This is a genomic window from Nocardioides sp. (genome assembly GCF_034670285.1).
In the GTDB taxonomy this organism is placed as follows: domain Bacteria; phylum Actinomycetota; class Actinomycetes; order Propionibacteriales; family Nocardioidaceae; genus Nocardioides.
Genome location: NZ_JAXMNS010000054.1, coordinates 1 through 12,567, shown reverse-complemented (window position 1 = coordinate 12,567; position 12,567 = coordinate 1). Strand labels below are relative to the sequence as shown.

At 70.0% G+C, this 12,567-nt stretch carries 11 protein-coding genes; 1 reads left to right on the top strand and 10 read right to left on the bottom strand.

Annotation, left to right across the window (positions count from 1 at the left end):
* Nucleotides 1-312 precede the first annotated feature (312 nt).
* Complete coding sequence (locus VOI19_RS04395) at nucleotides 313-1,125, top strand: hypothetical protein (protein WP_323791737.1); 813 nt, start codon at nucleotides 313-315, stop codon at nucleotides 1,123-1,125.
* On the opposite strand, the gene VOI19_RS04390 is transcribed toward VOI19_RS04395, so the two are convergent.
* The 10 genes from VOI19_RS04390 to VOI19_RS04345 all read right to left on the bottom strand — a co-directional run.
* Nucleotides 1,103-2,656 carry a carboxylesterase/lipase family protein gene (locus tag VOI19_RS04390; protein WP_323791736.1) on the bottom strand — a complete coding sequence of 518 codons (1,554 nt, stop codon included), beginning with the start codon at nucleotides 2,654-2,656 and terminating at the stop codon, nucleotides 1,103-1,105. The genes VOI19_RS04395 and VOI19_RS04390 overlap by 23 nt on opposite strands.
* Nucleotides 2,657-2,681: 25 nt before the next feature.
* Complete coding sequence (gene pdxS / locus VOI19_RS04385) at nucleotides 2,682-3,584, bottom strand: pyridoxal 5'-phosphate synthase lyase subunit PdxS (RefSeq protein ID WP_323791735.1); 903 nt, start codon at nucleotides 3,582-3,584, stop codon at nucleotides 2,682-2,684.
* A gap of 19 nt (nucleotides 3,585-3,603) precedes the next feature.
* On the bottom strand, nucleotides 3,604-4,272 hold the full coding sequence (gene pgsA, locus VOI19_RS04380; RefSeq protein WP_323791734.1) for a phosphatidylinositol phosphate synthase: 669 nt from the start codon (nucleotides 4,270-4,272) through the stop codon (nucleotides 3,604-3,606).
* Between the two features lie 42 nt (nucleotides 4,273-4,314).
* Nucleotides 4,315-4,860, bottom strand: a complete 546-nt coding sequence (locus VOI19_RS04375; RefSeq protein WP_323791733.1) for an HIT domain-containing protein — start codon at nucleotides 4,858-4,860, stop codon at nucleotides 4,315-4,317.
* Nucleotides 4,857-5,552: a TetR/AcrR family transcriptional regulator gene (locus VOI19_RS04370; protein WP_323791732.1), complete on the bottom strand. Its 696-nt coding sequence runs from the start codon at nucleotides 5,550-5,552 to the stop codon at nucleotides 4,857-4,859. The genes VOI19_RS04375 and VOI19_RS04370 overlap by 4 nt, the downstream gene beginning before the upstream one ends.
* Before the next feature lie 125 nt (nucleotides 5,553-5,677).
* Nucleotides 5,678-6,643, bottom strand: coding sequence for a type IV toxin-antitoxin system AbiEi family antitoxin domain-containing protein (locus VOI19_RS04365; protein ID WP_323791731.1), 966 nt, complete (start codon nucleotides 6,641-6,643; stop codon nucleotides 5,678-5,680).
* A gap of 120 nt (nucleotides 6,644-6,763) precedes the next feature.
* Nucleotides 6,764-8,770: a threonine--tRNA ligase gene (thrS, locus tag VOI19_RS04360; protein WP_416366320.1), complete on the bottom strand. Its 2,007-nt coding sequence runs from the start codon at nucleotides 8,768-8,770 to the stop codon at nucleotides 6,764-6,766.
* Nucleotides 8,771-8,899: 129 nt separating this feature from the next.
* Nucleotides 8,900-9,598, bottom strand: coding sequence for a hypothetical protein (locus VOI19_RS04355; RefSeq protein WP_323791730.1), 699 nt, complete (start codon nucleotides 9,596-9,598; stop codon nucleotides 8,900-8,902).
* Nucleotides 9,599-9,651: 53 nt separating this feature from the next.
* On the bottom strand, nucleotides 9,652-12,105 hold the full coding sequence (locus VOI19_RS04350) for a hypothetical protein (protein ID WP_323791729.1): 2,454 nt from the start codon (nucleotides 12,103-12,105) through the stop codon (nucleotides 9,652-9,654).
* Nucleotides 12,102-12,567: hypothetical protein (locus tag VOI19_RS04345; protein ID WP_323791728.1), on the bottom strand; the 466-nt coding region annotated here is incomplete at its 5' end. The genes VOI19_RS04350 and VOI19_RS04345, both read right to left, overlap by 4 nt.

Genomic DNA, 12,567 nt, shown 5'->3' with positions numbered 1-12,567 from the left:
TCGGTCCAGTAGGCGAGCGAGCCCGCGCCACCGAGGAGGAGGACTGCGGCAGCCCCAGCTGCGAGAGAGCCCTTGATGGTCTTGTTCATGTCGATCCTTCGGTGTGGGTGTTGCGTGGGGGAGCACCTGACACGGGGCCCGTACCCGTCTGTTCGGAACCAAGACGTTCTCGGACTGCTTGTCTGCTCACATTTTCCTTGACAAACAGAACTCTGCACCGGAGAAGTCAAGTCAGGCCTCTGGAGACCTCAGCATCAGGCCCAGGGATCCTCAAGGAACCCTCAAGCGAGCCGGACACGGCAGAGTGCTCCCATGCGCACTGCCCCTCGGCTCCGCCCACTGACCATCGCCGCCCTCCTCACCGTGGGGGTCCTGACGGCGTGCGGGACGGACGACGGCGTCAGCGCTGATGACCCGACACCCCTGGCCGACGTCTCCGACGTCCCGTCAACGACCGCCACGACCACACCCGCCGACGAGCCCGCGCCAGTGGCGTCGTACCGCGCCTGGCTCGACGCCCTCGCGGCGCAGGACGCCGAGGCCGCCTGCGCGCGGCACGCCCCCGACCTCACGATCGCGCTGCGCTACGAGGCGATCCTGCTCGACCGAGCCTCGCTGGGCGACCCGTGCGTCGACTTCGTCGCGGTGCTGTGGGAGCAGCCGGAGCGCGAGTACGAGCCGCTCGGCATCGAGGTCACTCAGCTCACCGACGAGGACGCCTTTCTCGCCGTCGACTTCCCCGACGTCGACCAGACCGTGCGGATGGTCGTCAACCGCACGCGCTGGGTCGTGGAGGAGTCGGTGCCGCGCACCGACGACTCCCCCGGCTCCCCCACTCCCAGCGACGCCGGCGTCAGCAACCCCGAGCGCTGGCTCGCCGCGTGGTGCGATCTCGCCCTCGACATGGACCCGGCCGAGCTCACCGCCCTGATGGGCGAGCCGTCGGGCACCTACACGATCAGCAACGGAGGCGAGCCTCAGCTCTACTGGGCCCGCGACCAGTACGACTTCCGCGCCTACCTCGACACCGACCCGCCCGCGGGCCGGGCGATCGACCTCGTCGGCGACTACGACCGGCTGAGCGAGGCCGAGCGCGCCGGACTCACCTGTCCCGAGCTGCGCTGAACCCTGACGCCGGGAGTCTCAGCGGTACGGCGGCATTGAGCGCAGCCAGCCGCGACGTCCACGGATCACGGGCCACCGGCTTCGGCCCACCCGCTCCGAGATCGAGGTACGACGACCCGCTCGCGGAGGGCCACCCGGGTCGACCGCCGACCCGCGGCTCCCCCAGCCTCGCGAAGGCGACCCAGTAGTCGCCCATCGCGCGGGCCAGCGCCTTGCGGATCGGCAGCTCTTCCTGACCGAACACGTAGGGCACGTCGGTGCCGTGCCCGGAGCCGTCACGATCCGCAGCGAAGCGGTAGCGGAACGTCGGAGCGCGGTCGGCATGGTGCAGGGCCAGGGCCACGGCGGGAGCCTGGAACACCAGGTCGTTCAGCGCGTGCTTTCGAAAGGCCCGGCGCCCGTAGGCTGCGACCAGGGCGTCATGACCCGTCCCACCGAGCTGCGAGCGGAGCCGAGCGGGATCGGTGCCGGCGGCGCGATAGTCACCGTCGGAGAACTCCGCGTCGGTCGTGCCCACCAGGTATGGCACGGCTGCCTCGTGGCCGCGAGCGAAGGCCTCCCCCACCGACTCCGGCAGCACCTCGTCAATGATCGGCGCGTCACCGAGCAGCACGTTGAAGGTCGACGACAGCAGCGCCGAGGCCGGCAGCGCACGCAGCTCGTCGGCACTCAGGCCCGGGAAGTCCCGCGCACCCTGACGTCGTACGTCGTCGAGGGTGCGGGCGGCTCGGTCACCCGTCGCCGACTGCGAGATCGCTCGGGCGAAGAGGCCGTCAGCCGCCGGAGCGACCATCAGCGCGTTGACGCTGATGGCGCCGGCGGAGCCGCCCATCACCGTCACCAGGTCGGGATCGCCGCCGAAGCGAGCCGCGTTGTCGCGCACCCACTCGAGCGCCTCGACCTGGTCGAGCAGGCCGAGGTTGGCGACGTCCTGCTCGAGCGCCGGGTGCGCGAAGTAGCCGAGCCGGCCCAGGCGGTGGTTGATCGTCACGATCACCGCCCCGCGCGCGGCAAGCGCCGTCGGGTCGACCGTCGAGCCGCTGCCCTGGATGAGACCCCCGCCGTGCAGCCACACGATGACCGGCAACCCGGCTGCGGCCGGGGCGGCGGCCGGCTGGGTCACGTTGAGGTAGAGGCAGTCCTCGGAGCTTCGTGGACGCGCCGCGACCACCGCGTCGCCGTACTCGTAGGCGCCGGCCTGGAAGCAGGAGGCCCCGAACCGCGAGGCGTCGCGGACGTCGTCCCACTCCGCAGCGGGCTGCGGAGCGCGCCAGCGCAGGTCGTCGACCGGCGGGGCGGCGTACGGCAGCCCACGCCAGGTGCGCACGCCGTCCTGCTCGATCCCGCGCGCGAGGCCACCGGTCGTCTCGACGACCAGCGGGTCACCGCTCGTCGCCGGGGACTCAGACGGACCGGTGACGAGCACGATGCTCGCCACCAGCGCCACGGTCACAACCACCGCGACCACGGCCGCGACCACGGTGGTCGAGACCGGGTCGCGGCGCGCGTGACTGCTCAGGCTCGGTCGCACGGGCCGGGGACGCCCGTCGGGCCGACTACCAGCCACGCTCCGAGAGACGGTGGGGCTGCGGGATCTCGTCGACGTTGATGCCGACCATGGCCTCGCCGAGACCGCGCGAGACCTTGGCGACCATGTCGGCGTCGTCGTAGAACGTGGTGGCCTTGACGATCGCCTCGGCGCGCTGCGCGGGGTTGCCGGACTTGAAGATGCCCGACCCGACGAACACGCCGTCGGCGCCGAGCTGCATCATCATCGCGGCGTCGGCCGGGGTCGCGATGCCACCGGCGGTGAAGAGGACGACGGGCAAAGTGCCGGCCGAAGCGACCTCGGCGACCAGCTCGTAGGGAGCCTGGAGCTCCTTGGCCGCGACGTACAGCTCGTCGGGCGACATCGACGAGAGACGACGGATCTCGCCGAGGATGGTGCGCATGTGGGTGACGGCGTTGGAGACGTCGCCGGTGCCGGCCTCGCCCTTGGAGCGGATCATCGCCGCACCCTCGGTGATGCGGCGCAGGGCCTCACCGAGGTTGGTGGCACCACACACGAAGGGAGCGTTGAACGCCCACTTGTCGATGTGGTTGGCGTAGTCGGCGGGCGTCAGCACCTCGGACTCGTCGATGTAGTCGACGCCGAGGCTCTGAAGGATCTGCGCCTCGACGAAGTGACCGATGCGGGCCTTGGCCATCACCGGGATCGACACGGTGTCGATGATCGAGTCGATCATGTCGGGGTCGCTGGCGCGGCTCACGCCGCCCTGGGCGCGGATGTCGGCGGGCACGCGCTCGAGAGCCATCACGGCCACGGCGCCGGCGTCCTCGGCGATCTTCGCCTGCTCGGCGGTGACGACGTCCATGATCACGCCGCCCTTGAGCATTTCTGCCATGCCGCGCTTGACGCGGGTCGTGCCGTGCTGAGTCTCGTTGTTGGTCTGTGCCATACCTGTGATCGTACGGCGCTCAGAGGGGTGAGGCAGAACCGGGATCGCCCGCAGCGGCGGCATCGCGAGCCGCGTCACGTGCCACCGCCTGGCGGTGGACCTTCCGCACCCGGAACACCACGGTGTAGGTGTTGGCGAAGGCCAGCACCCACAAGGTCACGTAGATGAGCACCGGCAGGTCGAAGAGGCCGGCGAGACCGGTCAGCACCAGGATCGAGACCAGTCGGTCGGCACGCTCGGCCAGGCCGCCCTTGGCGTCGAGTCCCAGCGACTCCGCCTTGGCGCGGGCGTAGGAGGTCACCGAGCCCATCACCAGGCAGTAGAGCGTCAGGCACAAGTAGAGGTAGGAGTCGCCCTCGCTGGTGTTGGCGAAGTAGAGCGCCAGACCGCCGAAGATCGCGCCGTCGCCGATCCGGTCCAGGGTGGAGTCCCAGAACGAGCCGAACGTCGACTCGCGACCCATCTCGCGCGCCATCTTGCCGTCGATGAGGTCGCTGAAGACGAACGCGGTGATCACCAGCGTGCCGATGAACAGCTCGCCCATCGGGTAGAAGATCAGCGCACCCGCGCTGACTCCCACGGTGCCGACGAACGTCACCGTGTCCGGGCTGATGCCCCACTTGATGAAGAGCTTGACGAACGGCATGAGCACGACGCCCTGCCAGAATCCCTTGAACCTGTCCAACACGCGCCGCACGCTACCGGGTGCAGCATCGATCGGCCGACTCGCTCAGTCGATCCAGGCCTCGGCGAGCAGCGCCCGGGTGTCGGTGAGCAGCTCGGGGAGCACTCGGGTGGAGCCGATGACGGGCATGAAGTTGGAGTCGCCCGACCAACGGGGTACGACGTGCTGGTGCAGGTGAGCGGCGATTCCGGCGCCGGCGATGTCGCCCTGGTTCATGCCGATGTTGAACCCGTGAGCGCCGGAGACGGCCCGGATCGTGCGCATCGCCTGCCGCGTGAGGTCGGCGATCTCGGCCGCCTCCTCGTCGGTGGTCTCGGTGTAGTCGGCCAGGTGCCGGTAGGGGCAGACCAGCAGGTGGCCCGGGGAGTAGGGGTAGAGGTTGAGCACGGCAAAGCTCAGCCGTCCACGCCGTACGACGAGGCCGGGCTCGTCGTCGAGCGTCGGGATCCGGCAGAACGGGCACTGCCCTGACGAGGCATCGGCGGGCTTGCTCTCGCCGCGGATGTAGGCCATCCGGTGCGGCGTCCAGAGCCGGTCGAGGCGGTCGTCGCCGCCGGCGCCGTCCTGGTGCAGGGTCTCGTCGGTGCTCATGCGGACTCCCCCGCTGCGTTGACCTGAGCGAAGAGCTCGGACAGCTGGACGTCCGGGTCGAGCACGACGCCCAGGCGCCGGGCGTGACCCTCGAGGAGGTTGTAGACCGACATGGCGAGCAGCTGCGAGAGCCGAGCAGCCGAGGGTTCACGCACCTCGCGGGCCAGCCAGCGTCGTACGGACCCGATGACAGCACTCACGAGGCCGTGAGCGAGTGGATCGACGAGGGCTGTCTCGTTCTCGTCGAGCTCGGCGCCGAGCAGGGCGATGACGACCTCGAGGAGGTCGCTGAGCATCGCCGCGATCTGGTCGATGCCCTGCTGGAACGGCCCCTGCGACTCCTGGATGGCGAAGAAGTGGAGAGCAGGGTGGGCGACGGTCCAGTCGACGTAGGTCGTGATGATCCGCAGGATGATCTCGTTGAGCGTGCCTTCGAGCGTCACCGTGGGCGTCAGCTCGGCCTGCAGCTGGGCGATGACGTGCGCCCGGATCGCCACGTCGAGATCGGCGCGGTCGGTGAAGTGGCGATAGACGACGGTGCGGTTGAGACCGGCCTTCTCGGCGATCTGCTGCACGTGGAACTCCGCACCCGGGGCCTGGGACTCGATGACCTCGAGGGCTGCGTCGAGGATGCTGAGACGTCGTTGCTGGTTGTGCTTGTCCCAACGCGCCTGTCGGCCGTCCTGCGCCATCTCTCGTCCTCACCTCGCACTGCGTCCGCACTGCCCGCTCCCGTGAGGGAAGGGTAACCGCGACGACCGGACGGGCTGCTCGACGCCTCGCCGGTCGGCGTCCGGCACTGCGCGGTACGACGCTGTCATCCGGTGGCAGCGTCGTACCGCGCAAGTCGTGAGCCGCACTCCTCGCACGGCGTCGTCGCCCCATCCCATCCGCGTCGGTTGAGCACCGACCCGATCTTGTGCGCTGTCGAGCAGGCGCGACGAAACACCTGCCCCCAGCCCACCCGCAGGTCGATCCCTCCAGCGACGGCGGCGTCGAGGTCGCGCTCGAGATCAGCGTCATGCGCGCGTGCGGTGTCATGGAACAGCCGCCCGTCCAGCTCGACATACGTGCTGAAACGCGAGTAGGCCACGTCGCGAAAGATCGGTCCCCGACTCGAAGCCCTCAGCTGCCGCTGCGACGCGGGCAAGCCGTGGGGCCTCTCCACCCGCGTGAGGTAACCGTGCTCCAGCACCGAGCAAGCGCCCTGGTCGACGTCAAGGAGCACCCCACGCAGGAACTCCCGCTGCGCGATGCGGGAGCGGTCATCGAGGGTGTCGATGAGGCGAGCAGCAGTGGTGCGCCTGGCCTGGACCGCATCGGCGAGAACGCTGATGGTCTCCAGCTCGTCGCGGCTGCCTGCCGCGACATCGAGCACGGCCTGCTCGATGCGCACCCGTGGTGGACTCAGGTTCCACAGCACCTTGGCGTCGAGCCCCGCAACACGGTGCAGCCGAACTCCTGGCGGAGCCTGGGGCGAGCGGTGTCGATCGATCGCGACGTGCAGAGGCCCGCCGCCCAGGCGTCGTCCCGGCCCGTCCGCGGCTCTCAAGGCCGAGTCGTGCGACAGCGCCGCTGGCCACACCGCGAGAAGTGCGGCCCACGCCTCCTGGACCCAGGTGAGCGGGCCGGTGTGGTTCACGTACACGCCTGGCGTCACCGCCACGAGATCGTTGCGGCGAAGGAGCCGGCGGATCTCCGGCTCCGGCACCGACCGCTCACGCAGCTGAGCGCGTGAGACGACACCGCACTGTCGGGACAGGAGATCTTGGAGTCGACTCACCGCACCAGGGTGAGCGGCCGCTCGGTCGCGCGCCACCCATCCTCCGTCGTCCTGTGGACAACGCGGTACGCCGCTGCCACTGGGTGACAGCGGCGTACCGCGTTGTCGCGCTCTGGAGGCTCAGACCTGCTCTCGCGAGGCGACCGCGGCGGCCACGCGGGCGATGGCCTCGTCGATCGGGACGCCGTTGTCCTGGCGTCCGTCGCGGTAGCGGAAGGACACCGCGCCCGCAGCGACGTCGTCGGCGCCGGCGATCATCATGAACGGCACCTTCTGCAGCTGGGCGTTGCGGATCTTCTTCTGCATCCGGTCGTCGGAGGCGTCGACGTCGACCCGCAGGCCCTGCGCCTTCATCTTCTTCGCCACGTCGTAGAGGTAGTCGGCGAAGGCCTCGGCGACCGGGATCGCCTGCACCTGAACCGGGGCGAGCCACGGAGGGAACGCGCCGGCGTAGTGCTCGACGAGCACGCCGATGAACCGCTCGATCGAGCCGAACTTGGCCGAGTGGATCATCACCGGCTGCTGACGCGAGCCGTCGGCAGCCTGGTATTGCAGGTCGAAGCGGTCGGCCGACGGCTGGTTGAAGTCGTACTGAATCGTCGACATCTGCCACGTGCGACCGATGGCGTCGCGCGCCTGCACCGAGACCTTGGGTCCGTAGTAGGCCGCACCGCCGGGGTCGGGGACCAGCTCGAGGCCCGACTCGAGGCACACGTCCTCGAGCACCTTGGTGGCCTCCTCCCAGTCCTCGTCGGAGCCGATGAACTTGTCGGGCTTGGAGTCGTCGCGCGGGGAGAGCTCGAGGTAGAAGTCATCGAGGCCGAAGTCCTTGAGCAGGCTCAGCACGAAGTCGAGCAGGTGCCGGATCTCGTCGGGCGCCTGCTCCTTGGTGACGTAGGAGTGCGAGTCGTCCTGGGCGAACCCGCGCACGCGGGTGAGGCCGTGGATGACACCGGACTTCTCGTGGCGGTAGACCGAGCCGAACTCGAAGAGCCGCAGCGGCAGCTCGCGGTAGGAGCGCTGCCGCGAGCGGAAGATCAGGTTGTGCATCGGGCAGTTCATCGCCTTGAGGCGGTAGTCCATGCCGTCGACGTCGAGAGCCGGGAACATGCCCTCGCCGTAGTAGGGCAGGTGGCCCGAGGTGTAGAACAACCCCTCCTTGGCCACGTGAGGCGTGCCGACGTACTCGAAACCCTCCTCGATGTGGCGACGACGGACGTAGTCCTCCATCTCACGCTTGATCACGCCACCGCGCGGGTGGAAGACCGGCAGCCCCGAACCGATCTCGTCAGGGAAGCTGAACAGGTCGAGCTCACGGCCGAGCTTGCGGTGGTCGCGCCGCTCGGCCTCCTCGATGCGGTGGAGGTGCTCGTCGAGCGCCTCCTTCGACTCCCAGGCGGTGCCGTAGATGCGCTGGAGCTGCTTGTTCTTCTCGTCTCCACGCCAGTACGCCGCCGCCGAGCGCATCAGCTTGAACGCCGGGATGCGCTTGGTGGTCGGCAGGTGCGGGCCGCGGCACAGGTCGGACCAGGCGGCCTCGCCCTTGCGGTTGATGTTGTCGTAGATGGTCAGCTCGCCGGCCCCGACCTCGACCGAGGCGCCCTCGGCGGCGTCCTCGACCCCGGCACCGCCCTTCAGGCCGATCAGCTCGATCTTGTAGGGCTCGTCGGCGAGCTCGGCGAGCGCGTCGGCGTCGGTGGTGACACGACGCGAGAAGCGCTGACCCTCCTTGATGATCTTGCGCATCCGGGTCTCGATCTTCTCGAGGTCCTGGGGCACGAAGGGCGTCTCGACGTCGAAGTCGTAGTAGAAGCCGTCGGTGATCGGGGGTCCGATGCCGAGCTTGGCGTCGGGGAACAGGTCCTGCACGGCCTGGGCCATCACGTGCGCGGTGGAGTGGCGCAGGATGTCGTGGCCGTCGGCGCTGCCGATCGCCACGGAGGCGACGACGTCGCCGTCGGCGAGCTCGTACGACAGGTCCTTCAGAGCACTGTCGTCGCCCTCGCCGACTCGAGCAGCGATCACGTCGGTGTCCTCGGCGAACAGCTCCCAGGCCTTGGTGCCCGTCGTGACCGTCTGGTCCTCACGCACGTCGGCGTGGACTCTGACGACCTTGATCTCGGACACGTGGTGCTCCTCGGAAGTAGCGGTGCTGCGGTTCGTACGCCGGTCGGCGAACGTCGCGATCGTACCGAGGCCCCGCGCCGTCCCGCGCCCGGGTTTCGCACCCGGGGTCCCGTCAGCAGCCGTGAAGCATCAGCGACGGTCGAGGAAGACGCGACCGATGTTGCCGGGGCCCACCGCGCACGCGGCACCGGTCGTGGCCACCACCCCGGAGTTGCAAGCGACCCAGCCTGCTTCGTGGCGCACCTTGCGACCGTTGACGCGCACCAGGCAGTCGTCCTCACAGGTGAGTCCCCTGAGCACGAAGCGCCCTCGCTTGTTCGTGGTGTCGGCATCGATGACGCGGCGGGGCCTGCTGGAGGTGCGCACACTGACCTTCACCTTGCCCAGTGCCTTCTTGCTGCGCGAGTCGACCACCTTCCCGCGTAGGAAGGCCGGGATCGCACGAACCGGACCCAGGTCGCCGCTCGCCCCGACGGTGCCGGCGGACTCGACGTCGGGCTGCACGTAGAGCGGGTCCCCGCCGACCCAGCCTCCCTGGTAGCGCCCCGCGACGACCTCTACAAAGAACTCCTCCTCGGCGCTGTCGCCGGCGCTGAGCTCGAAGGCACCGTCGGCATCGGTGCGGTCGCGATCGATCACCGGTCCCGGCGCTCCCCCGAACTCGAGCGGATGGAGCCGGACGACGGCGCCGCTCACCGGGTCTCCCGTGAGGGAGTCGACTATCTGGCCACGCAGTGCGGGAGCGGCGGAGACGGGCGGCACCCGGACCACCGCCATCACCGCCAGCACGAGGCCGACGGCGATGGTCAGAGTCACGATGCGACGCATGCCTCCGGACTACCAGACAACGGCGGCGTGGGGAAGAGCTGGACCTGGCCTGTTCAGGGCGACGCGGTCGCCGGCGTCGGCGCGGGACTCGTCGACGAGGACGGCTTGGCCGATGCGGTCGGAGTGGGCGTCGGCGTCGCAGTCGGCGACGGGCTCGTCGTCGGCGTGGGCGTCGGGCTCGTCGTGGGGCTAGGCGTCGGGCTCGTCGTGGGGGTGGGGGTCGGCGACGTGGACGGCGAACCCGTGGGAGTCGGCGATCCCGTGGGGGACTGCGACGGCGACTCCGACGGCGTGGACGTCGGGCTCTCCGTCGGCGACGATCCGTCGCTCGGCGTCGGGGACTCGGTGGGTTCCTCGTCGGTCAGCGGCCCCTGGTCCTCCTCGATGATGCCGAGGATCTGCTGCTCGTACTGCGTCAGCTGACCCTGGATCTCGTCGAGGGGCACCTGCCCGATGTTGGCGCCGTAGGTGTTGATCTCGTTCCAGAGCGTCTCGATGGACGCCGTCGCCTCGTGGCTGAGTGGGCCGTCGAGGGTGACGAAGAGCTGCACGGCCAGCGAGTAGGTGAGGCAGCTGGTGCAGTCGTAGTTGACCGCCACCGAGATGTTCTGCGGAGCGACCGCGTTGGCCTCCCCCACCACGAGCACGACCTGGAAGGCGACGGCGACGGCGGCGCAGTTCTCGCAGCTGGCGGCGGCGTAGGCCTCATTGGTGTTCTGCAGCGGCTCGGCGCCGTCGGCCCAGACGAGGGCGAAGGCGACGGAATAGCTGGCGGTGTCGTCGGTGGTGTTGGCGGCGAGCGCCTGGTTGTCGCCCTCGTCGGGGGCGAGCGGCTCGTCGAAGGGGAAGATCCAGGTGTCGGAGCCGGCGACCTCGACGTCGCCGGGCTCGGGCACGGTGTCGCCCTGCTCAGCGTCGAGGGCAGTTGCGGCGGCGGGTCCGGTCGAACCGGTCGGCACCAGCACGGTGGCGAGCTGCGGCTTCGCGCGGGTGGGGAGGTCGGTGCCGTCGGGCCACATCACCGTGCCCGCGCCCTGGCTCCCGACCCGGAAGTCGCCGGTGCTCGAGACGGGGAAGAAGTCGGTGACGGTGCCGCCCTCGTACGCCTGGATCGGGCGGTAGCGGGTCTCGGAGGGCCACCAGGCCAGGACCAGTCCGGCGATCAGCGCCAGGACGGTCAGCCCGGCCAGGCCCCGGCGCAGGGGCTTGCCCTCGGTCTTGCGCCAGATTCCGCCGCCGACCTGGCGGGAGAGACGGACGAGGATGTAGGTGAACGCGGCGATGGGCAGCACGACGATCACCATGGAGAGCGCCCGCGCCATCACGCTGATCAAGTCGCCCTCGCCGAAGGCGACCGCCATCTGGTCCTGCTGGGCTCCGGCGCTCGCCCAGGCCGTACCGACGATCCGGGGCAGCGCCAGGATCATCATCACCATCACGCCGAGCAGCACCGGGATGACGGTCAGCACCCAGATGGTCACGACGGCGCGCGCCCAGGGCTTGAGGTCCTTGGCCTGCGGCTCCGTCGGGCGCCACGGGATCAGGCTCCGCAGGGTCGGACCGATGCGGTGGAAGAGGTCGGGGACGCCGGTGAGGTCGGCGAGCACGTGGTAGCCGTCGAAGCGTACGAAGGGCAGCAGCTGGCGGAGCATCTGCAGGATCTGGGTGGCGATCAGCAGGAGGATGGCGTCGTAGCGGGTCAGCCACCACACGCCTGCCGTGGCCACGGCGACGATCGCGTTGAAGTAGAGGCCGCCGAGGTCCGTGCGCAGACGACCTGCGCGGCCGAGGCGGTAGGAGTCGGTGACGTCGGTGTAGAAGGCAGGCCAGACGAGGTAGAGCCCGGCGCCCATCACCCCGGGGGTGGCGCCGCCTCGACGGGCTGCGGCAGCGTGGCCGAACTCGTGGAAGCCTGCGGAGAGCACCGTGATCGCCAGCACCGTGAGCAGGAGGCCTGGGCGTGCGAAGGCCTCGTGGGTGGCCGAGGCGAGTCCCTTGTCGAAGAGCACCCACCAGGTGATCCAGGCGAAGACGAGCATGATCGGGATGACGACGCCGAGCGCGAAGAGCGCCGCGAAGGGCGCGGTGATGCGCCGGGTCTTCTCCTCGTCGGTGACGGCCACCTTGAACCGCAGGCCCAGCAGCGGGTTGCTGCGCTTGACCTCGGGCTGGGCGCCGTCCTCGCGCACCGCGAGTCCGATCGGTCGGAGCTTGCTCACGAGCTCGCGTGCGTTGTCGGGCGAGACTGGCTTGCCGGACGCCTGCGCGACCACGGCAGCGATCTCGTCGTACGAGCGCTGCCCGTCCATGGCCTCGAGGGTTGCGTAGAGCAGCGGCGTCAGCTGAGCCGTCTGCCCGTCGGCGCGCCGAACGAGCGCAGGGGGAACCCGATAGCCCGAGCCCTTCATCTCACCGATCAGCACGATGCCGTCGGCGCGAGCGGGCGGGGCCACGCCCCCGGGGTCGGTGGTCGAACCGGCGTCCGGGGGCGAGACCGCCTCGGTCACGGCTGCGGCTGGTCAGGCTGCGTGATGTCGGACGCCTGGTCGGCGGTGGCGTTGGCCTCGCCGGTGATGTTCTGGTTGATGATGGCGTCCTGCTGGGCGATACCGACGGCGTCGCTGTCGATCGAGCCGACGTTCGCCGAGACAGCAGCATTGATCGGAGCGGCGACGTTGGCGTTGGCGGCAACCGCACCGTTGATGGGTGCCGCGATGTCGGCATCGGCGGCCAGGTCGACGTCGACGTTGAGCAGGTTGCCGTCGGCGAGCCCGCCGACGCCGGCAGCAGCGCCGCCCACGCCCTCGGTCGCGCCGTCCACGGCTCCGCCGAGACCGTCGGTCGCGCCGTCCACGGCACCGCCGAGGCCGTCGGTCGCGCCGCCGGTGGCACCCCCGAGTCCGTCGGTGGCCCCACCGAGGCCACCCGCGGTCTGGGCCGCGCCGTCGACGGCGCCGCCGGCGGCATCG